Origin of the sequence: Nostoc sp. TCL240-02 (genome assembly GCF_013343235.1) — a bacterium.
Classification (GTDB): domain Bacteria; phylum Cyanobacteriota; class Cyanobacteriia; order Cyanobacteriales; family Nostocaceae; genus Nostoc.
Map to the genome: position 1 here is coordinate 1,184,320 of NZ_CP040094.1, position 20,497 is coordinate 1,204,816.

The 20,497-nt window shown below is 39.3% G+C and carries 19 protein-coding genes; 11 read left to right on the forward strand and 8 right to left on the reverse strand.

Annotation, left to right across the window (positions count from 1 at the left end):
• The first annotated feature begins 105 nt into the window (after positions 1 to 105).
• Together FBB35_RS05305 and FBB35_RS05310 are read left to right on the forward strand one after the other, a co-directional pair.
• Positions 106 to 261: a hypothetical protein gene (locus FBB35_RS05305; protein ID WP_167755982.1), complete on the forward strand. Its 156-nt coding sequence runs from the start codon at positions 106 to 108 to the stop codon at positions 259 to 261.
• A 167-nt stretch (positions 262 to 428) separates the two neighbouring features.
• A complete protein-coding gene (locus FBB35_RS05310; protein ID WP_174708787.1) occupies positions 429 to 2,486 on the forward strand; it encodes a thioredoxin domain-containing protein in 2,058 nt (685 codons plus the stop codon).
• Between the two features lie 51 nt (positions 2,487 to 2,537).
• On the opposite strand, the gene FBB35_RS05315 is transcribed toward FBB35_RS05310, so the two are convergent.
• Both FBB35_RS05315 and FBB35_RS05320 read right to left on the reverse strand, forming a co-directional pair.
• The gene (locus FBB35_RS05315; RefSeq protein WP_174708788.1) at positions 2,538 to 2,960 is read right to left on the reverse strand and encodes a type II toxin-antitoxin system VapC family toxin; all 423 of its coding nucleotides are present in this window, start codon (positions 2,958 to 2,960) and stop codon (positions 2,538 to 2,540) included.
• Positions 2,957 to 3,181 (reverse strand): hypothetical protein, encoded by a 225-nt coding sequence (locus FBB35_RS05320; protein WP_174708789.1) that lies wholly within the window; start codon positions 3,179 to 3,181, stop codon positions 2,957 to 2,959. Before FBB35_RS05320 ends, FBB35_RS05315 begins: the two co-directional genes overlap by 4 nt.
• Positions 3,182 to 3,303: 122 nt before the next feature.
• Between FBB35_RS05320 and FBB35_RS05325 the strand changes: the two genes are divergently transcribed.
• Entirely contained in the window at positions 3,304 to 3,906 is a 603-nt protein-coding gene (locus tag FBB35_RS05325) for a molybdenum cofactor guanylyltransferase (RefSeq protein WP_174708790.1), read from the forward strand.
• A 124-nt stretch (positions 3,907 to 4,030) separates the two neighbouring features.
• Here the strand turns inward: FBB35_RS05325 and FBB35_RS05330 are convergent, their stop codons facing one another.
• Positions 4,031 to 5,530 carry a family 10 glycosylhydrolase gene (locus FBB35_RS05330; RefSeq protein ID WP_174708791.1) on the reverse strand — a complete coding sequence of 500 codons (1,500 nt, stop codon included), beginning with the start codon at positions 5,528 to 5,530 and terminating at the stop codon, positions 4,031 to 4,033.
• Between the two features lie 445 nt (positions 5,531 to 5,975).
• On the opposite strand from FBB35_RS05330, the gene FBB35_RS05335 reads away from it, so the two are divergent.
• Positions 5,976 to 6,869, forward strand: a complete 894-nt coding sequence (locus FBB35_RS05335) for an ABC transporter substrate-binding protein (protein ID WP_174708792.1) — start codon at positions 5,976 to 5,978, stop codon at positions 6,867 to 6,869.
• Positions 6,870 to 6,942: 73 nt separating this feature from the next.
• Here the strand turns inward: FBB35_RS05335 and FBB35_RS05340 are convergent, their stop codons facing one another.
• The 4 genes from FBB35_RS05340 to FBB35_RS05355 all read right to left on the reverse strand — a co-directional run bounded on the left by FBB35_RS05340 (position 6,943) and on the right by FBB35_RS05355 (position 10,818).
• On the reverse strand, positions 6,943 to 7,911 hold the full coding sequence (locus FBB35_RS05340) for an FTR1 family protein (RefSeq protein WP_174708793.1): 969 nt from the start codon (positions 7,909 to 7,911) through the stop codon (positions 6,943 to 6,945).
• A 111-nt stretch (positions 7,912 to 8,022) separates the two neighbouring features.
• Positions 8,023 to 8,457, reverse strand: a complete 435-nt coding sequence (locus tag FBB35_RS05345; protein ID WP_174708794.1) for a bacterioferritin — start codon at positions 8,455 to 8,457, stop codon at positions 8,023 to 8,025.
• Between the two features lie 131 nt (positions 8,458 to 8,588).
• Complete coding sequence (locus FBB35_RS05350; protein WP_174708795.1) at positions 8,589 to 9,626, reverse strand: helix-hairpin-helix domain-containing protein; 1,038 nt, start codon at positions 9,624 to 9,626, stop codon at positions 8,589 to 8,591.
• A 166-nt stretch (positions 9,627 to 9,792) separates the two neighbouring features.
• Positions 9,793 to 10,818: a multicopper oxidase domain-containing protein gene (locus tag FBB35_RS05355; RefSeq protein WP_174708796.1), complete on the reverse strand. Its 1,026-nt coding sequence runs from the start codon at positions 10,816 to 10,818 to the stop codon at positions 9,793 to 9,795.
• 776 nt (positions 10,819 to 11,594) lie between these two features.
• Between FBB35_RS05355 and FBB35_RS34300 the strand changes: the two genes are divergently transcribed.
• From FBB35_RS34300 to FBB35_RS05385, 6 genes are all read left to right on the forward strand, one after another.
• On the forward strand, positions 11,595 to 11,702 hold the full coding sequence (locus FBB35_RS34300) for a CbtB-domain containing protein (protein ID WP_254625972.1): 108 nt from the start codon (positions 11,595 to 11,597) through the stop codon (positions 11,700 to 11,702).
• Positions 11,703 to 12,076: 374 nt separating this feature from the next.
• Positions 12,077 to 13,252 carry a hypothetical protein gene (locus tag FBB35_RS05365; RefSeq protein ID WP_174708798.1) on the forward strand — a complete coding sequence of 392 codons (1,176 nt, stop codon included), beginning with the start codon at positions 12,077 to 12,079 and terminating at the stop codon, positions 13,250 to 13,252.
• Positions 13,253 to 13,562: 310 nt separating this feature from the next.
• Positions 13,563 to 15,509 carry a glycosyltransferase family 39 protein gene (locus FBB35_RS05370; protein WP_174708799.1) on the forward strand — a complete coding sequence of 649 codons (1,947 nt, stop codon included), beginning with the start codon at positions 13,563 to 13,565 and terminating at the stop codon, positions 15,507 to 15,509.
• 48 nt (positions 15,510 to 15,557) lie between these two features.
• The gene (cofH, locus tag FBB35_RS05375; protein ID WP_174708800.1) at positions 15,558 to 16,700 is read left to right on the forward strand and encodes a 7,8-didemethyl-8-hydroxy-5-deazariboflavin synthase subunit CofH; all 1,143 of its coding nucleotides are present in this window, start codon (positions 15,558 to 15,560) and stop codon (positions 16,698 to 16,700) included.
• Positions 16,701 to 16,928: 228 nt separating this feature from the next.
• Positions 16,929 to 17,603, forward strand: coding sequence for a response regulator transcription factor (locus FBB35_RS05380; RefSeq protein ID WP_174708801.1), 675 nt, complete (start codon positions 16,929 to 16,931; stop codon positions 17,601 to 17,603).
• A gap of 68 nt (positions 17,604 to 17,671) precedes the next feature.
• Positions 17,672 to 18,904 (forward strand): cell wall metabolism sensor histidine kinase WalK, encoded by a 1,233-nt coding sequence (locus FBB35_RS05385; RefSeq protein ID WP_174708802.1) that lies wholly within the window; start codon positions 17,672 to 17,674, stop codon positions 18,902 to 18,904.
• A 19-nt stretch (positions 18,905 to 18,923) separates the two neighbouring features.
• Here the strand turns inward: FBB35_RS05385 and FBB35_RS05390 are convergent, their stop codons facing one another.
• Complete coding sequence (locus FBB35_RS05390; RefSeq protein ID WP_174708803.1) at positions 18,924 to 19,409, reverse strand: PepSY domain-containing protein; 486 nt, start codon at positions 19,407 to 19,409, stop codon at positions 18,924 to 18,926.
• Positions 19,410 to 19,713: 304 nt separating this feature from the next.
• Between FBB35_RS05390 and FBB35_RS05395 the strand changes: the two genes are divergently transcribed.
• Positions 19,714 to 20,481, forward strand: coding sequence for a hypothetical protein (locus FBB35_RS05395; protein WP_174708804.1), 768 nt, complete (start codon positions 19,714 to 19,716; stop codon positions 20,479 to 20,481).
• Positions 20,482 to 20,497: the final 16 nt, after the last annotated feature.

The window sequence follows — 20,497 nt, forward strand, 5'->3', positions numbered from 1 at the left end:
GCAATTATCAAGTTATTTTTGTTAGATTCGGTAAATCGATAGTACGAGGTGTATTCAGAATAACCAGTCCTAATTGAAATGCTATCCACTCACAAGAGACGTGCCATGCTGGAAAAACTTATACAAGCCGCCATCATCACCTTCTTGCTCCACCTGATAGCAGGACTTAGCCCAAATACTTTAATTCAGTCAAAGACAGCATCACCTGTGCCAGAAACGCCACCAAATATTGTCAGCTTGCTATTGCGATCTTTTCAGTAAAAATAGTTCACAAATTACACAGGTGTCGGCGATATCAATGATGTGTACTACTCCTAACCAAGGGGTAGGTCGCTTGTAGGATTATCTTGCATATACATAGCTGTCTAGGTTAACACTCTTGGGAACAAGGTAGACTGAGCAAAGAAGGCAACTATTTGCATTTGATCATGACTAATCGCCTTGCTGAAGCTAAGAGCCTCTATCTCCGCAAACACGCCGAAAACCCCATTGATTGGTGGCCTTGGTGTGACGAAGCGCTTGCAACTGCAAGGGCGCAAAATAAACCGATTTTTCTCTCCATTGGCTACTCTAGTTGCCATTGGTGTACTGTCATGGAAGGCGAAGCTTTTTCTGATAGTGCGATCGCCCACTTCATGAATGCTAATTATCTTCCCATCAAAGTAGACAGGGAAGAAAGACCTGACCTCGATAGCATCTATATGCAAGCTTTGCAGATGATGAGCGGTCAAGGAGGTTGGCCTTTAAATATTTTTCTTTCCCCAGAAGATTTAGTGCCGTTTTATGCTGGGACTTATTTTCCTGTAGACCCGCGCTATGGTCGTCCGGGATTTTTGCAGGTGTTGCAAGCCCTTCGCCGTTATTACGACACCGAAAAACAAGAGTTACAGCAACGCAAAGCCTTAATTATTGAGTCTCTGCTCACGTCTGCGGTGTTGCAAGACGGTACAACAACTGAGCTTGAAGACCGGGAATTACTCCGCCAAGGTTGGGAAACCAGCACAGGTGTAATTACTCCTAATCAATCTGGTAATAGCTTTCCGATGATTCCCTATACAGAATTAGCACTGCGGGGAACTCGATTTAATTTTGAATCTCGCTATGATGGCAAGCAAGTTTCTACCCAGCGAGGACTAGATTTAGCGCTGGGAGGGATTTATGACCATGTAGCTGGTGGTTTTCATCGCTATACTGTTGACCCAACTTGGACAGTACCGCATTTTGAAAAGATGCTCTACGACAATGGACAGATTGTGGAGTATCTCGGAAATTTATGGAGTGCAGGAGTACAAGAACCAGCGTTTGAAAGAGCCGTTGCTGGTACTGTACAATGGCTAAAGCGGGAAATGACCGCACCGGAAGGTTACTTCTATGCTTCTCAAGATGCCGATAGCTTCACTCAACCCACGGCAGTAGAACCAGAAGAAGGAGCTTTTTATGTTTGGAGTTACAGCGAAGTCCAACAACTGTTAACGCCTGAAGAATTAACGGAATTACAACAACAATTTACTGTTACCCCTAACGGTAACTTTGAAGGACGTAATGTTTTACAAAGAAGGAATTCAGGCAAACTGAGTGCAACGCTAGAAACAGCACTGAGCAAGCTGTTTACCGCTCGTTATGGCGTTGGTTCTAAGTCCCTAGAAACTTTTCCCCCGGCTCGTAACAACCAGGAAGCAAAAACCACTAATTGGCCGGGTCGCATTCCCTCCGTGACAGATACAAAGATGATTGTCGCTTGGAATAGCTTGATGATTTCTGGACTAGCTAAGGCTGCTGGTGCTTTCCAAGAACCATCATATTTGGAATTAGCAGCACGAGCGGCGAATTTTATTTTGGAAAATCAGTTTGTAGATGGGCGTTTTCAACGACTCAACTATCAAGGCGAACCGACTGTGTTAGCTCAGTCTGAAGATTACGCTTTGTTTATTAAAGCTCTGCTAGATTTACAAGCTTCCAACCCTGAGAATGAGCGATGGTTAGAAAAAGCGATCGCTATTCAAGACGAATTCAACGAATTTCTCTGGAGTGTTGAATTAGGTGGGTATAACAACACATCGAGCGATTATAGTCAAGATTTAATTGTTAGAGAACGCAGTTATGCAGATAATGCGACACCGTCAGCCAATGGAATTGCGATCGCTAACCTTGTCCGTCTCGCTTTACTCACCGATAATCTAGATTATTTGGATTTAGCCGAACTTGCTTTGAAAGCTTTTAAAAGTGTGATGCATCGCGCTCCCCAAGCTTGTCCCAGCTTATTTACAGCTTTGGATTGGTATTGTAATTCTACCTTGATTCGCAGCACCACAGAGCAAATAAACTCGCTGATCCCCAAGTTTTTACCAGCATCTGTGTTTTCTCTAACATCTGATTTACCAGAGGGAAGCGTTGGGTTAGTTTGCCAAGGTTTGAAGTGCCTTGCACCAGCCGAAAGTGTAGAGCATTTATTGCAGCAAGTGGAGAAAAGTCAGGTGAGGGCGTGAAATAGTCTTTTTCTCCAACTAGGATGTTACTGACCCAGTATAGTGATGAGCCTAAACAGACCAAGGATTAACGATTACAACTCCTGTTCCAGCAAAATCTTTTTCGTTACGGGTGACAAGTGATAAAGAGTTATGAATTGCAATCGCTGCAATTAGAGAATCCATCACAGGTAGAGGTCGCCCATTCTGTTCTAGTTGCCCGACTAGATTTCCCCACAACACCATTGTTGAGACATCTATACTTAAAATTCTTTGTTGAAAGCGATTGGGTAGGGTTTCATTCAGCCAAGTTGTTAGAGATTCTTTCCGCTTAGATGCAGTAATTTTGCTGATGCCTTTAGCGATTTCGCCAATTGTGATGACGCTGAGGTAAAGTTTTTCTGGCACTTGGGCATCTAACCAATCTAAAACTTGTTGATTTGGTTGTTTGGCAATAAGTTCGGAAATCAAGCAGGTATCAAGGAGGTAATTCATGGAGTGAAGGCATCGCGGGGGAGACTTCGATCTCGACTGAGGTCTAGTTCTTCGGTGAGTTCAGCCAGAGGGGATTGACGGAAAAACTCTGAGAGTTTGCTTGGTTTATCTGGGTGGGTGTTGTTGTGTGTGGTCAAGCTTTGGGCAAGGAGTTGGATGATGTACAGTTTATCGTTGGGGGAAAGCTGAAGGAGTTGTTGTTCGAGTTCTTGGATAGCCATGATGGGGTTTAAGTAGAGGATAAATTTATTCTACGGACTTTGGCTATTAGCCAGCGATTTTAATTGTTGACGAGTGATGCACACAAGTGCAAGATATATTTCTACCCCTATTTGTTGAAAAAATGACTATTAACTCGCGTAGTCAATTAACAGCAATTGTATTAGCAGGCGGTAAAAGTTCTCGTATGGGTCAAGATAAAGCCTTGATTCCCATTGAAGGGATGCCGTTGTTACAGCGAGTTTGTAGCATTGCTCAAAGCTGTGCTGATACTGTTTATATAATCACTCCCTGGCCAGAACGCTATCAAGATTTGCTTTTGCCTGGTTGCCAATTTATCCGAGAATTACCTTTATCTGGAGAATCCCTCGCCCACGGGCCTTTAGTTGGTTTTGCTCAAGGATTAGCCGAAGTGCAGACAGAATGGGTTTTGTTGCTAGCTTGCGATTTACCAAGGTTGCGAGTTGAGGTGTTGCAAGAATGGGTAACTAGACTTGATAACGTGGGGGATGATGCGCTCGCAGCTTTAGCTCATCATCCCAAAGGCTGGGAACCTCTGTGTGGTTTTTATCGCCGTCGCTGTTTGCCCCAACTTTTAGAGTTTATCAACCAAGGGGGGCGATCGTTTCAGCAATGGCTACGGCAATATCCGGTAGAAGTTTTGCCTTTACCAGAACCAGAAATGCTATTTAACTGTAATACACCAGAAGACTTGGCTTTAAGTTAATTGAAGAAGCTCCAGAATTCAGAATCAATTAGTGGGAATAAGAGAAATGAGGGAAATTTTCCTTCTGAATTCTGACCCTTCGACTGCGCTCAGGGCATTGCTCCTGACTCCTGAATTCTGTTATTTACCGAATGCGACAAAATTTGCGATCATTATCATTCTCAGGATATTGCCAAGAATAGGCAAAATGGCTAACTCCCTTCAATTGGGGGGCAAATTTTCGGAGTGCCTGCATTTGCACTTCTAGGGATGGACGATTACTGACCGATTCTCCCCATTTGCCGGCTAAAGCTGGAATCACTTTAGTACCCGGTTTTGTCATACTTAAAACTCGTTGCACTTGCGCCACAATACAACTGACATTACCGCAATTTCCATAAGACATGGGATGCCACTCTAATGTCGTGGGAAACCGATCCCAAGGTTGCAAGCGAGAATCATACCCCTGCCCTACAGTTTGGTTGCCATCAGGGAAAAACACTACTCCCGTAGAAACACCTTGCTGTTTTGCTGGGTAACTAGCTATGTTGACAAAATCTAGAATTCCTTGCATGGCGTGAGCAACTGCTAGCTGCCACAATTCCCATTGCAAAAGTGGTTGTCTGTCGGTTGCAGACAGAATTGATTTTTGCGCTGTTGGGGGAATGCGTCCTTGCCAGAGAGGTTCCCCTTCCTGGGGATAAAGTTTATCAATTTCGGCGATATCTCCGGCGGTGACATATCCCTTGCTCAAATAGCGGCGAATTAAGTCCAGCCCTTTGTAATTAAGTGCCCGTTTAAATAAAGCTTCTTGAATTGCGGGACTATATAGCCATAAATCTGAAACTTTGGTGGCGATGGAATCACTTCCTGCTTGTCGGGGATAGCGCACATAGTCTAATAGCAAGCCATCTGGACGACGGCGCAAAACTTCTTTTACTAATTGGTAGTAGTCGCTTTTTGCTTGGGAGTTGTAGGGGTCGATAAATACTTGAGAGCCGTTATCTACAACATATAGGCTGGTTTGACCTTTACCATTGCGAGCGATCGCACTTTCTCGATCTCGGCGTTGGGCGTAAGTATAGCCGAAATTGTTAGTAAACATCCAGGCATAGACCTTCAAACCGCGTTGCCGACCTTTTTGAATTGCTGTAGCGAGTATATCGATGTTTTCTGTCCCTGGAGTACGAATTATAGAAGGCCAAACCGTCGGGTTAGCTTTTGCTGGCAATAATACCTGTCCGTCGTAAAATACTTCCAAATTAACTTGGTTATAGCCACGGTTGACAATCCGATCCATAATCTGATCGATTATTCCTGGCTGAATGTCACAGGGATACAAGCGCAACCAGAGTGCTTGGATTTGCGGCCAAGTTCGTGTGCGGCACTCCTGTAATTCCTGTGCCTGTTTTTTTAGTAAGTTTTGGTAGCGGGTTTGGGCATCTTGATTGCCTTTGAGCGCTGATAAACGTAATTTTTCTTTTTCTTGCGCCACCGACGATGATAACTGGCAATATTGGGTTACTTGCGCCCTTGCTGGTTCGGCTCCAAAATTGGGCAGCAACGAACTACTAGTGAAAACAACAGCGAATATACGCCGCCAAAATAATGTTGATCTTGCAACGCTTAAAGGATGGTTAGACATATCTTCCAGTAGATGGACACAATAATCATCGACCCCAATTCAGATAATTGTAGGTAACGTGTATCGAATTATATAAGTAAGTACCAAGGGTTTAAAACCTATTTTTTCAAGACTGCCTAAGCCCTATTTGTGTTGCCGCATTTTTTTATAAAGACATAAACGCATATAAGGAAGTATAAAACATCTGAATACAAAGCAAGTTTAGTCTACTATTGGGTAGATTGCGCCTCTACCTTAGTTAGTGAAAATCTGCCAAAGCTAGTAGTTTTTTTGAAACAAGAATAACTTGACTTTTAGCTCTTGTTATTAACCACATTTTTCAATCTCTGGCGGCGTTGATCTCGCTTGGTAATTTATAGCTATACTGCCAAAAATTATATTTGCAATTTTTGGATATTTTACTGAATATTTTTTTATGCAATCTTACTCCAGAAGGAATTTTAATATGCATCGTCGTTGGCTCTTATCTGCTTTAGCGGTTTTGATGAGTATAGTTTTAGCTGCTTGCACGACTGCAAACACTCAGCAATCACAAATAAAAGTCACAAATCTATCAGCAAAAAGAGTTGTTGCTCTTTCTTCTCTTTCTGCGGATATTATTTCTCGACTCGATCCAACAAAAATTGTTGGAATCACTGGTAGTAAATTATTTAAAAATGACTCAAGATTTAAGGATATTCCCCGTGTTAGTGAAGGACAAAACCCACCCAATTTAGAAAAAGTGGTGGCACTAAAACCAGATTTAGTTATTGGTGCGGAAGGTTTTTCTAACATCCCAATTCAAAAACTTCAGCAGCTAGGAATTCCGACTTTACTAGCTAAGGTGAATAACTGGGAATCTCTAGAAGAACTTACTAAAACCCTTGCTAAAAAAATTGATGCCGATCCTCAGCCTTTATTAAATCGTTATAAAACTTTCTTGCCAGAAAAGCCAACTCAGGGTTTTTCTACTCTAGCGCTGGTTAGTCGTCAACCAATTTTATCGCCGAACAAAAATAGTTGGGCAGGAGATTTGCTAGCAAAATTCCAGGCAAAAAATATAGCAGCAGATTTACAAGGAAAAAGCCCAATTAGTGGCTATGTGACGCTTTCGGCTGAGAAAGTTTTAGAAGCAAATCCAGAGGTGATAATTTTGGTTAATCCCCCGCAAGGGAATTCAGAAGCAGGACTTTTAAATTCGCTGAAAAAGGAAGCTTTTTGGAAGCAACTACAAGCAACTAAAAATAACCGAGTCTATGTGTTTGATTATTTTGGTTTGGTGAATCCAGGCAGTATAGATGCAATTGAAAAGGCTTGTCAGCAGCTTAAGAAGGTATTATTTGCACCACAAGCCACTTAGCTGAATAAATATAAGATGAAAATCGCTAGGTTTCAGATCCCCGACTTCTTAAAGAAGTTGGGGATCTTGTTGTTCAATCCTTTGCAGAACTAATCGGTTTTTGACCAAAGGGAATATTTTTTTTACCTTCAGGAGAAGCACCTCCAAGGCTGCGGAAATACAATCCTCCAATGGTGAGTAAAAAGGTCACATATCCCACTGCTTGCACAAGATAAAGATTGTCTCTATAACCAAATAAAGATTTGAGAATAATCCCAGGAAATTGCTCGTCAGGCAAGATTGTGGAAGTATTTGAAACCATTGGCCCCAAAATACAAGAATGTACTCTTGTAAAACGTTCGTAATAGAAACATAGGCTTTCTGTGGCACGACTGCTAAGAGCAAGGTTCGCCACAGCTTCGTCAAAATGTTTCAAGCCTGAAACTACCAACCCAGCCACAATCAACACCAAAAAAACGCCCATTACCTGGAAAAACTGGCGGATGTTAATTTTCACACCCCATTTAAATAGCAGCACTCCAATGGCAGTTGCGGCTACTAAACCACCAATTGCACCCAATGCCGGCATGAATCCCTGTTGAAAATTAGCAGCAACGAACAGAACAGTTTCAAAGCCTTCGCGGACAACGGCAATTAAAATTAAAGTAAAAACACCCCAGCCAGCATTTGAGTTTTGTGTCAGTGCTTCTGTTACTGCTCCTTCAACCGTAGCTTTCATGAATCTGGCTTGTTTAGTCATCCAGATTAGCATCCAACTGAGCATTACGATCGCTAACACACTAAATATACCCTCTAGTGCTGGCTCAACTACAGAGGTATATTGAGGATTCGCTGCTCCCAGTATTTGAATTACCCAACTGAATAGCACGCCGATAAAGGCACTGACGACAATACCAACGCCGACACCCGCATATACCCAAGAGTTAAGTCGGGATTGTTTAGCTTTTTTCAGCAAAGCTAGCACAATCCCAACAACAAGGGCAGCTTCTACTCCTTCTCGGAGCGTTATTACAAAAGTAGGTAGAGCAGTACTAAAATCCATCTTTTTTCCTTTGTCTTTTGTCTTTTGTCATTAGTCAGTTGTCCTTTGTCATTTGATTTTTTTTGACTAATGACCAATGACTAATGACTAATGACCAATGACTAATGACTTTTAGCTAAAATCGCGTAACATCTTTTTCAGTTCGAGATTATGCATCTCTTCTTGCCCAATCATGCCACGAGCGAATTCTTCCAGATAAATACTAGCATTGGTGACAGTTTCGAGGAGATTTTTATACAAATCCAATGCCTTTTTTTCATGGGATAAGCTTTCTTCCAAGATATCCTTGACTTTATGCCGATAGGTTTCTTCCATTGGGGCAATTTTCAGTGAGGGATGCCCATCTAAACCGGTAAGAATTTCTCCTACTTGTTCAGCATGAAGTAAAGACTCGCTTGCCTGTGCTTTGAAAAAAGCCACAATTGGAATACGGTTAGGGCCAGTCACCATCAAAGAATAATGTGTATAACGCACTACCCCTGCTAGTTCAAATTCCATGATGGCATTCAGCAGGTCAATGGTTTTTTTCTGGTCAAGTTCTTGCATCAGTTGTTAGTTAAAGTAACGAATGGAGTGTCAGAAGTTAGGAGGAGGTAATTCGTAATTAATAACTCCTAACTCCTAACGATTTCATCATTTTAAACTCCTTAGCATCAGCTTTCCATTAAAACAAACTGTTATCGCTGTGCTTGGGTATTGGATTTGTCAACGACTTTTTGAGAGTTTTCCTCAATGGTTTTTACGAGCTTGGTAACATCATTAGTTGTTTTGACTGCTTTCGTTGGTGGGATGGCGGAAGGCCAAACTTTTATGAGTTCAGCGAAACTAGCATCGATCGCTTTGTGGGCTTCGGGATCTGCTTGAGCTACTTGACTAGAAATTCCTTTGTATAAATCATTTGCATAAAAGACAAAACCACGAGAGTCTTGATACTCAATCGGGGCGGTTATTTTACCATTTGCGATCGCAGCACCATATTCTGAGTTAGCTGAATCTAGCAGTTCGTTAATTACCTGTAGCACAAATCCTGGTTTTGAGCGTTGAGCTTCTGGCAAAGCTGCGATCGCTCCGTCAACTGCTTGCACTGAAGAAGTAAAATTAGTTTTAACTTTGCTATCCTTCGGACTAGATTTTACTAAATCTTGCAAGCTTACCAATGTTGTCTTAAATTCTTTGACTTTGCGCTCATTTAATTGGTCTTCTACATCAACATAAATCTCCTCAACCGGATGCCCAATATGAGGTTCTGCTTGTTTTGGCTGATTCTGATCTAGCAATTCTCGTGCTACCAAAAGATGCCCTTTCATTAAGCCTAACTTACTCATGTAGTCAACATCTTTGGCTTCACCCGTGAGTGCCACTTCTTGAACACCAACCTGGTCTTTAATTTGGTCAAATTGTTCTTGAGTAATGACTTTTTTAGTCACTAAATCTTCTGGGCTGCCATAGGGACGACCTGCCTGGATTTTGTTAGATAAAGCTGGAACACCTAGTTTGGCTTCAAACTTATCTAATTCGGACAAGATAGCAGTGTTAATATTAATTTTTTCTTTGCTACTGTGACCGCTATGGCTGTTACTACTTACTGCCTCTGTAGCTGGAGTGCTAGCAGCTGGTGCTGATGGATTTTCTGCGGTTGGTGTACTGTTACAGGAACTTAAGGTAACTATTAAGGCTGCTGCTGCTGTTAAACAAACATAACGAAGTTTTATCATTTTCGCTCCTCACAAAACTAAAAAAGCATTAATTGAAACATTTCAAACTATTTAGTAGAAGCTAGTTTGTTTGACACGTTGTAATAGACTTTACTTTGACATATAATGACAGTTTTTATCAACTAGTTGAACTAAAATTTTAATAAATTAATGACAAATTATTTATTTAAGAAGTTTTAACAGGATTTTGAGAGTTACTCTCAGTAAGTACTTCAAATTGACCCATGCAACCGTTTTCTGCGATCGCATCCTGATGGGGATGGAACATATACTTACCTGGATAGCGAAAAGCAAATTCCAAGATGTGCCTTTCCGCTACACCCATCGTAATCACATCAGTTTTCTCGCTAGGAGTCATACTCATGCCATAGCGATAGACATCAAAGAAGTTGGCATGGAGATGAAAAGTCACTGCTGGATCGTATTCAATGATGTTGAGGACATACAGCCGAATTAACTGATCTTTGTAAATACGAATGGGATTATGCATGTAATAGTGGGGCAGACCATTAAAGGCATAATAATCGTTATGGCTGTCATCATTTACGTCATATCCACCCATCACTAGTACAATCTCGTCAGCCGGGGGACGGGGAGTAGGTGGATCGATGATAAACATCCCGTACAGTCCCTTCGCAATGTGACGGGTGACTGGTTCAATATGGCAGTGGTACAGGTGTACGCCATAAGGTTCGGCATCAAATTCATAAATTGTGGCACTACCATTGCTGATTGGGCGAACACCATCCATTTCCGCCGGATGAACCCCATGAAAATGCAACGAGTGAGAATGTCCCGCGTTATTGAGAAATAGTATCCGAATGCGATCGCCCTGTTTAGCCCGTAGCGTTGGCCCTGGGATGCGACCATTTAAGTCCCAGATGTTGTAAGAGACAGCACTATTGATCTTTATGATTGAAGTACCAGCAGTTAGCTGAAATTCACGGATAGTCCGCCCATTTTCTTGCTTTACCGTCCCATAATCAAAATCCCTTAACATATTCATTGGGTTAGTAACGTCGTCTGGTGCTGACCTATCGAATGGTGGCACTTTGACGATTGACTTACTTTGTAGATTTAGCATCTGCCAAAGTCCAGCTGCACCAGTCACTCCAGCACCTGCTAGGCCCAGCTTCAATAATTGACGGCGGCTCCAAGGCTTTCCGTTACCTAGAACGAAGTTGTTGGGCATGACATTTAGTTACGGTTAGCACCAAAAAGAATTGCAAAAGATTTGCAATTGCTTTTAGATATTAGAGGAATTAATAATCATTGTCAATAATTTTATAGTGCTTAAAAACTGTTATTTAGGTTGCTAAATCTAGATCAAGCTAGAATCAGTCTTTGAAAATCCTAGCCAAACTTGCTTTATTTCAACAGTATTATTGCGCTTAAATTATGTATAAATTGTATTTGGTAAAAACTAACTGTTTTATACCTATTCCTGATATGCTTATTGCTTCAGCAATACCTGTAGTACAAACATAGATATAGACACAAGCAAGCAAATATCCGTAATCAGTAGCGTATTTAATTGGCTTAGAGATGAAATAAATTACATTTCAATGAATTTTGTATGCTTGGTAACATGAGCATTTTTGATTTTTCATTTTAATCTGTTACCTTCGTGTTATCAGCTTTGAAAATGCCGTAATTCAAATCGATGTGTCATTCTTTTGTTATTTGTATGTATTTTATGTGGAGATTTCTACATCCTGATGAGCCGATGTTCAAAGGATAGTATAGTATTCACTAAAGTCGAATTACACAATACATTTGATACACACTTGTCAAATACAAAGTTGATCGTATATCTTTTTCCAATCAAGCGGCATCATGCCTTTTGATTGATAAATTACCCAAATTAATTATAGGAGGTCAAAAATGACTACTTTATCTCAGATGTCAGTATTGCAAAAGACCGCAGATATTACCTTATCAAAGCCTGTGCAGGTAACACTCTATATGATGCTATCTTCTTTAGTTATCTGGACTGTTTTGTTCTCTACCTATCCTGCGGTTCATAATACAGCACACTCAGCGCGTCACCACACATTAGGCGTTGCATGTCACTAAATTATCATAATCACAAGATTTTTTAGGTGAATGAAAAATGCTAGGTAACACAACAAAGTTGCGATGCTAAAATATCGCAGTTTCGTACTAGTATTTTTGCTTGGAAATAACTTTTAGGTAATGTAGAGATGCTTTTTTTCATTTCCACATTACCTTAACTGTATTTTTGATGATGTCTTAATTTATGAATAGTTCTTTTACTTAGTAATAAGAATGTGGAGTAAGTTTCATCCACTGCTATTAAGCTTTACAACGACCATACACTAGGGACGCAATGCCTTGCGCCCCTACTACGACGGATGTGGTTCATATACATGAAACAACTGTAAGTTGTTGTAAAAAGTACAAAAGTTTCACATTTACCGTAAGTTTTTATGAAAAAATATCGGCTTTTTGGAGTTATCAGTGCTGTTTGCATCACCTTGTCAATTCTTTCTTCTTTTGTAGGTAATTCCCAAACCCCTGCATCCAGAGTGCTACTCTCTACCAACCCAACTTTAGAACGTATTCTTCCCTTTGAAGCAGAGGCAGAAAAATTACAATCTCCTGTTACCCTGACGTTACAAGCTGTTGATGCTGCGGGTAAACATTTAGAAAATACCAAAATTAGCTTACAAATTCTAACACCACCGCGTAATCGTTGGTTAACAACAGATTTCCCTATTGTTGAGGGAACAAAATTGCTGGAAATAGATGCTACTGCACCTGATGGTAAGCTAGAAATTCAGCAAATGTTACCCATTCGTGGTAACTACCAACTACTGGTGAATGTTTCACCTTTAGTAGCAAATGCTTTTGCTCCATATCAGCAAACTTTAAATCTGAATGTCCACGAAAATCCAATAAAATATAAATATTTTGTGGTTATCGCAGCTTTTTTACTATCGCTTGGATTGTTAGGTGGTTGGGTTATTGGCGGACAAGAAGAACTGCAACAAGGAGAAATTGCACCACAGTCAGTACGGCTTTTATTAAGTGCATTGACAGTAGTGGCTATAGTAACTCTATTAATTATCAATATTAGTGCAGAAGTTGCAGAAGCTCATGGCAGCGAACATCACTCAAGTAGTACTGAAGTAATCGCACCATCATCTCAAAAATCTCAGGGATTGGAAATTAACCTTAGTGGAGATAAAAACGCAACTGTCGGAAAACTTGCGAATTTGGTGCTACAGGTGAAAGATAGCGCAGGAGAACCTATCAAAGATGTAGCGTTGGAAGTAAAAGCGATCGCCACAGAACATAATTTAACAGTCTTTGACTACAAAGGTATCCCTGACGAAGAAGGTAAGTTAACATGGCAAGAACAGTTTTTTGATGGTTCACCTCACAAAATAGAGGTGGAAGCAACTCCTCTACCAGGATCTAACCGTCAATTTGCACCCGTAAAAGTAGCGCAAGAAGTGGAAGTTAAAGCGATCGCCCCACCAATATATATCCGATTGATTGGTTTATTCTACTTTACAGCCTTTGTCGGCATTGGTATGGCCATTGGTTTGCTAATACAGCACCGAAGAACACCGCGAGAAATTAGTAACACCAATGCTTAAGTAAGAGTTTCCGCTAAGGGACTTCCAGTTAAAAAAATATCCCATCGTAGGGGCGCAAGACCTTGCACCCTTACAAATCTATAAATAATTTGGGATAATTTATTTTTTGCAAGTTCCTAAGACAACGATGTGTATTAATAAATTAAAGTGTATTAATAAATTAAAATAGTGTGGTTTTACCACAACTATTTTTTTTGTTAATGGGTTATGAAACCATAAAAAGATAGTGTACTAAAAAAACCTAAGCTAATTGCATAGACTTGTCAAGCATTGATTAATTACGAATACTAATATTAGTCTAGTTTTTATTATGTTTATATTTTTGCCTCTCCTTTCTTGGATTGCTATTTTTTGGTTAATTAATAAAAATCGTACCGATTGGCGTGAATCGCTGATATTAACATCTACTTACTGGGGAATTTTTATCGCTATAATCACAGAATTTTTGAGTGTTTTTAACTTAATTACTTTTGGCTGGATATTAGCAACTTGGGGATTAATATGTATTGTATTAATTTATATATGGTTTCGATTAAATTCCCAAAACCCTAAGATTTTAGAGATAAATAATTATTTCCAAACAAATAAAAATACTCAAATCCCATCCTTATTAAAATTATTGTTATGTAGTGTAGGTTTCATTGTAGCAACAGTTGGATTAATTGCTATCATTGCACCACCAAATAACTGGGATTCTATGGATTATCACATGAGTCGTGTTGCTCATTGGATACAAAATCATAGCATTGCTCATTATCCAACAAATTATACTCCACAGCTATATCAAAACCCTTGGTCAGAATTCGTAATTTTGCACTTTCAAATTTTGAGTGGTGGTGACTACTTCGCTAACTTAGTTCAATGGTTCAGTATGATTGGCTGTGTTATTGGAGTGTCATTAATTGCAAAACAACTCGGAACAGATTTACGAGGTCAGGTTTTTTCTGCGGTTGTAGCTGCAACAATACCTATGGGAATTTTGCAAGCTTCAAGCACTCAAAATGATTATGTACTTGCATTTTGGGTAGTTTGTCTCGCTTACTACTTGCTATCAACTATCCAAGCAGCAGAAAGCGATATTTGGACGAATTCATTTAATATTGGCAGTAGCACAGGATTAGCTATTTTGACCAAGGGAACTGCTTATTTTTATGTATTTCCCTTTTTAATTTGGTTTGGCTTTTACCAGATTAAACGCTTACGGTGGCAAGCATGGAAGCCTGCTTTGATTGTAGGAAGTATCTCTTTATTACTTAATATCAGTCACTATTTACGTAATTATAATTTATTCGCTTCTCCACTTGGCGAACCAGGTGGCTATCGTAATGAAGTATTCGGTATTAATATACTCATTTCTAATATTCTGAGGAATATTGCTTTGCATATAGGAACACCCATTGGTTTATGGAATGGAATAGCGAATAAGTTAATTCAAATTATCCATATATTCATCCGTGTAGATATTAACGATCCTCGAATAACTTTTTCCAAGACATTCTTTGTACCAGGAGGTTGGGCAACACTTGGGATAACTGGTAATGAAAATAGTGCTGGGAACTTAGTATATGTAGCACTAATAATGATATGTATAATGTTTTTTATAACTCGAAAATCTATCCGTAAGGAAAACTATATTTTCGCTTATCTTATTGCTACCATGTCTACATTTTTGATATTTTGCTATTTGGTAAAATGGCAAGCCTGGAATAGTCGCCTGCATTTACCTTTTTTTGTAATAATTTCTCCGTTTTTAGGTGTTGTTTTATCTAAGCTTAAAAAGCAAAAAATTGCAAATTTTATAGTAATATGTCTGCTAATATCATCATTACCCTGGGTCTTTTTTAACAGGTATAGACCTATTATTGATAGTAACAATATATTTCAAATGCCCAGAAATGAGCAATATTTTAGTAATCGCCCATACCTAAAAATAACTTACACAGGAGCAGTTGAGTTTATAAATTCAAAAAAATGCTCTAATATAGGTTTATTAATGGGAAATGATCCTTGGGAATACCCTTTATGGGTACTTTGGCGAGCAAATAATTCAGAACTAGTTAAACTTCAACATATTAATATAAATAATATTTCGGCAATTTTAGAAAAAGAAGATTCTTATAGAGATTTTGAACCTTGTGGAATTATTTCGATGGAAACTAAAAAAAGTAAACAGAATAAATCTCAAGAAGTTAATTGTAAAGGCAAAACTTACCTCCGAGCATGGGATTCTCCAGATATTGGTATATTTATTAAGTAAAATTGTATTTTTTACAAGATCATAAAATTAAAATTTACTGAGAAAATAATGCTAACTAAAATTAATGTCGAAAAAATTCTTGAGCGTGCCTTAATGGGGTACGACTTATCTCCCCAAGAGGGAGTGGTATTGCTACAACAAACTGAGCCAGAGGCAATCGCAGCAATCCGTGCTACATCTGACACACTCCGCCACACGCAAGCAGGCGATACGGTTACATACATAATCAACCGCAATATTAACTTTACCAATATTTGTGAGCAGCACTGTAGTTTTTGTGCATTCCGTCGAGATGATGGTGATGTCGGTGCATACTGGTTAGATTCGGCGCAAATTTTAGAAAAAGCGACAGATGCAGTGCAACGGGGTGCGACAGAAATCTGTATGCAGGGTGGGTTAAATCCACAAGCGCTGATAAATGGTAAATCTTTGCCCTACTATCTCAAAGTAGTGGAAACCATCAAACAGGAATTTCCGCAGATTCATCTCCATGCTTTTTCTCCCCAGGAAGTGGAATTTATTGCCAGACTTGATGGGCTTGAGTATACAGATGTAATTATTGCTTTGCGCGATGCTGGTGTTGGCTCAATGCCGGGAACAGCAGCAGAAGTATTAGACGATGAAGTAAGGCGGATATTGTGTCCAGAGAAAATTAATACAGCCACTTGGCTAGAAATTGTCAGCACCGCTCATAAATTAGGCTTACATACCACCAGCACCATGTTATCTGGGCATATTGAAACCCACGAACAGCAAATTGGACATTTAGAAAAATTGCGATCGCTCCAAAAAACTGCCATCGATCAAGGATATCCCGCAAAGATCACAGAGTTTATTTTATTACCCTTCGTTGGCCAAGAAGCCCCCAAACCCTTACGTCGCCGTGTCGGACGCGATCAACCAGTTTTAAGCGATGCGCTGCTGCTAGGCGCTGTGGCGCGGATTTACTTGGGTAATTGGATTCCCAACCATCAGCAGAGTTGGGTAAAACTGGGGCTTGCAGGTGCAACCGAAGCCTTACTTTGGGGTTGCAACGATATCGGTGGCACATTGATGGAGGAGCATATTACCACAATGGCAGGTGCTTTGGGTGGTACGTGTATGGAAGTGGAAACTTTAGAAACTGCGATCGCTTCTTTAGGACGACCTTACCAACAACGTAACACTCTTTATCAAAAAATTAATAGTTAAGAATAGCTTTGATCTCTGTGTTCTCTGCGCCTCTGTGATGAAATAAATTACTTTTAAACTGCAAAAGTGCAGAGAGTTCAGAGAGAAATAAAGAATTTATAGGAACATTAATCAAATCGAATTAAGTTCAGATTAAGAATATATAATAAAAATTTTAAGATTACCCTTGTAGATAAGATAATCCTGATTCGGTGTTAGCAAGCTCTAATAATTTAGAGGTGGAGCATTATGAGAATTTTAATAGTTGAAGATGACGATCGCATTGCTAAACCATTAGCCGAGTTTTTAAGACGACAACACCATATTGTGGATATAACAACTGATGGTTTTGCAGCCTGGGAATGGTCGCAGTCAGGATTCTATGAGCTAATTTTATTAGATTTAATGCTTCCTAAATTAGATGGAATTACTTTATGTAAGCGTTTACGCGCTACTTCATCTAATGTTTTGATTTTAATGCTGACGGCACGAGATACAACAGATGATAAAATTATAGGACTTGATGCTGGTGCTGATGATTACTTAGTTAAGCCATTTGAACTAAAAGAATTAGCAGCACGCATCAGGGCTTTAGCTCGAAGAACTCCAGAGATTCGTCCTCAGATTTTAATCCACGGTGATTTGCAACTAGACCCAGCAACTCAACAGGTTACTTATGCAGGAAATATCATATCATTAACTCCTAAAGAATATATGATATTAGAATATTTTTTGAGAAATCCCAATTTAATTGTAACTCGTTCTGCAATTCTTGACAAACTATGGGACTTTGATAAATATTCAGGAGAAGGAAGTATTAAAACTCATATTACAAATTTGCGGAATAAACTTAAAGCATCTGGAAGTTCAGAGGAATTGATTGAAAATATTTATGGCATTGGTTATCGTTTAGGACACAATTAAATAAATTAAGAGGATATTAATTTTAGATATATTTTATTTTAAAACTAACAATTAATAGCGAAAATAATGTGTTTCAACGAATTAGATACCGTTTATTATTGTCTTATTTAGTGGTGTTTGCATCGCTGCTAGGAATATTTGCGATCGCAGTCCGATTTGCTTTCACTCGTAGTCTGAGTGAACAAATAACAGATAAACTCACAGCCATAGGCAAAGGTGCGGCTGCAAATGTAGAGTTTGAAAAAGGTCGCCTAACGGTTGAAAGTGACTTTCGTCCCCAAGACTTAATTGCTTCTCATCAAGGATTACAGTGGTTTGATACTCAAGGTAATTTAATTACCCAACAAGGAAAAACTGTTTTAACTTTACCTTTTTTACCAAACCAAATGGTACAAATTCAAACAGGTAAAGTTCCTATCCAAGTAGTGACTGTTCCAATTATTGCTAGCGATAATGGTGAGCTTGTTGGGTATGTAAGGGTGAACCAATCTTTAGAAGAATTTGATGAAACTCTACAAAAACTGGACTGGGTATTAGGCGGTGGAATTATTATAACTTTGCTTCTTAGTGGTCTTGGGGGAATTTTGCTAACTCGTCAAGCAATGCAACCCATTGAAGAGAGCTTTCAAAAACTCAAACAGTTTACTGCTGATGCTTCCCATGAACTACGCAGTCCGTTAATGGCTATCAAAATTAATGCCGAGTTACTGCTAGAATATCCAGAAGAAATAAGCCCAAAAGATGCAGATAAGTTTCAGGCGATCGCCAGTGCTACTAACCAGATGACTCGCCTCACAGAAGACTTATTATTGTTAGCACGCACCGATAAAGTCCCGACTCAGAATAGAGATACTCTCAATTTAACCTCAATATTAGAGAACCTAATACAACTGTATAAACCTCAAGCTGAAACCAAACAAATTAACTTTAAATTTAAATTAATTGCTAATCTTCAGCTAGTAGGTGATTCAGTTCAATTAACGCGACTGTTTACTAATTTAATTGAAAATGCACTCTACTATACACCATCAAAAGGTGTAGTTGAAATTAAAACTAGTCGCGTTGGTTCCCAGCTTTATGTCAATGTGCAAGATACAGGCGTGGGAATTGCACCAGAGCATATTGACAAGGTTTTTGAGCGTTTTTGGCGAGCAGATCAGTCTCGTTCTTATTGGTCAGGTGGTTCTGGTTTAGGGTTAGCGATCGCTCAAGCTATTGCCCAAAATCACGGTGGATTAATTAGTGTTACGAGTAAATTAGGAGTTGGTAGTTGTTTTACTGTGCATTTACCAACCTCTTGACAATGTGATTTTAAGTTCCCTACTTACCATCATCATTGGTTTCGCGATCGCCATCACTAGTTTCTTTAACTTGAATACTACTCTTGGGACGAGTGGCTTCATTCTTTTCATCTTGTTGATTGGTATTTTCAACATAGAGAACTTTGCCGTTACCAGCATCTACTGTAACTTCTTGCTGACCAATTTCTACAGCATAAATTAAGTTGCCATCTTCATTTTCGAGTTTGACACTTTTGGCTTTACCTCCCACCGATGCTTCACCTGCTTGCTGTGCTTGTTGTGCTGTAATTTTAGCTAGAGGTTGCAGTTTTGCCGCTTCTTGTGCATCGTCGTTGGTTTCACCGTCTCCATCACTGGCTTCAGCAACTTTGATAACACTATGATGCTGACGTGCAATTGCTACAAAAGATTGTGGTTGTTTTGCAGACACAACTCTCGATAATTCAGCAAGTCCTAAAGTACCAACAAAAGCTGCTGCCAAAATAATTTTTGTTGAAGTTTTCATAATTGAAAAATTCCTTTAAGTCTGGGTTTGTATTTTCACAGTAGGTAATAAAAGTCCAGAAATAGTCAAGATTGATTTGAGTTCAAAAAATTTAATATCAAATGGTGAAATTAAGTTCTAAGTAAACATTTCATCTGTTTTTAGTGCTTATATCAGGGGAAAATTCCCTTTTCAATCAAATCTTGACTATTTCTTGACTTTTGCTATGTAAAGTAAAATAACTCAGTATTTTTTGACAAAACAGCTAACTTTTACGATGTGATGTAATCTCACTTATACAGAAAAATCAAGAAGGAGAAAGATTATGCAAAAGATATTAAACAGGGTTCCAGAGATTACAATTTACTTCTGGATTATTAAGGTTCTGGCAACCACGGTAGGTGAAACCGCAGCAGATTTTCTATCAGCAACACTGAACCTTGGTTTAGGCATTACATCCTACATTATGAGCGCTGTGTTATTGATTATGCTGTTGAATCAGTTTAAGCTTAAACGCTATGTTCCAGCAATTTTCTGGTTTGTGGTCATTTTGATAAGTATCGTTGGCACACTGATCACTGATAGATTAGTAGATGAGCTTGGAGTTAGTTTGGTAACAACTACTGTAATTTTTAGTGTTTCCTTGTTGATAGTTTTTGCACTCTGGTATTCAAACGAAAAGACATTAGCCATGCACTCCATCAATACAGCTAAAAGAGAGCTTTTTTATTGGGTGGCTGTTTTATTTACGTTTGCCTTGGGCACTGCAACAGGAGACCTCTTAGCAGAGTCTTTGGGATTGGGTTATGCACAATCAGCACTGATATTTGGTGCTTCAATTGCAATCATAGCGATCACTTATTATTACTTGTGGATGAATGCAGTTTTGGCATTCTGGTTAGCTTATATCTTAACTCGTCCGCTTGGAGCATCTATAGGTGATTTGCTATCCCAATCTGCTACAAATGGTGGCTTTGGTTTTGGTACTGTCGGAACCAGTATGCTTTTTCTTTTTATAATCATAAGCCTAGTTATTTACTTAAGCCTTAAGCAGAAAAAACTAGCCTTACTGCCGATTGACCGACAAGACTGATCAGCGATCGCTGAAT

Excerpts from the sequence above, each read along its gene's own strand:
- FBB35_RS05305 (WP_167755982.1), top strand. The coding sequence starts at position 106 with ATGCTGGAAAAACTTATACAAGCCGCCATCATCACCTTCTTGCTCCAC.
- FBB35_RS05310 (WP_174708787.1), top strand. The coding sequence starts at position 429 with ATGACTAATCGCCTTGCTGAAGCTAAGAGCCTCTATCTCCGCAAACAC.
- FBB35_RS05315 (WP_174708788.1), bottom strand. The coding sequence starts at position 2,960 with ATGAATTACCTCCTTGATACCTGCTTGATTTCCGAACTTATTGCCAAA.
- FBB35_RS05320 (WP_174708789.1), bottom strand. The coding sequence starts at position 3,181 with ATGGCTATCCAAGAACTCGAACAACAACTCCTTCAGCTTTCCCCCAAC.
- FBB35_RS05325 (WP_174708790.1), top strand. The coding sequence starts at position 3,304 with ATGACTATTAACTCGCGTAGTCAATTAACAGCAATTGTATTAGCAGGC.
- FBB35_RS05330 (WP_174708791.1), bottom strand. The coding sequence starts at position 5,530 with ATGTCTAACCATCCTTTAAGCGTTGCAAGATCAACATTATTTTGGCGG.
- FBB35_RS05335 (WP_174708792.1), top strand. The coding sequence starts at position 5,976 with ATGCATCGTCGTTGGCTCTTATCTGCTTTAGCGGTTTTGATGAGTATA.
- FBB35_RS05340 (WP_174708793.1), bottom strand. The coding sequence starts at position 7,911 with ATGGATTTTAGTACTGCTCTACCTACTTTTGTAATAACGCTCCGAGAA.
- FBB35_RS05345 (WP_174708794.1), bottom strand. The coding sequence starts at position 8,457 with ATGCAAGAACTTGACCAGAAAAAAACCATTGACCTGCTGAATGCCATC.
- FBB35_RS05350 (WP_174708795.1), bottom strand. The coding sequence starts at position 9,626 with ATGATAAAACTTCGTTATGTTTGTTTAACAGCAGCAGCAGCCTTAATA.
- FBB35_RS05355 (WP_174708796.1), bottom strand. The coding sequence starts at position 10,818 with ATGCCCAACAACTTCGTTCTAGGTAACGGAAAGCCTTGGAGCCGCCGT.
- FBB35_RS34300 (WP_254625972.1), top strand. The coding sequence starts at position 11,595 with ATGCTATCTTCTTTAGTTATCTGGACTGTTTTGTTCTCTACCTATCCT.
- FBB35_RS05365 (WP_174708798.1), top strand. The coding sequence starts at position 12,077 with ATGAAAAAATATCGGCTTTTTGGAGTTATCAGTGCTGTTTGCATCACC.
- FBB35_RS05370 (WP_174708799.1), top strand. The coding sequence starts at position 13,563 with ATGTTTATATTTTTGCCTCTCCTTTCTTGGATTGCTATTTTTTGGTTA.
- cofH (WP_174708800.1), top strand. The coding sequence starts at position 15,558 with ATGCTAACTAAAATTAATGTCGAAAAAATTCTTGAGCGTGCCTTAATG.
- FBB35_RS05380 (WP_174708801.1), top strand. The coding sequence starts at position 16,929 with ATGAGAATTTTAATAGTTGAAGATGACGATCGCATTGCTAAACCATTA.
- FBB35_RS05390 (WP_174708803.1), bottom strand. The coding sequence starts at position 19,409 with ATGAAAACTTCAACAAAAATTATTTTGGCAGCAGCTTTTGTTGGTACT.
- FBB35_RS05395 (WP_174708804.1), top strand. The coding sequence starts at position 19,714 with ATGCAAAAGATATTAAACAGGGTTCCAGAGATTACAATTTACTTCTGG.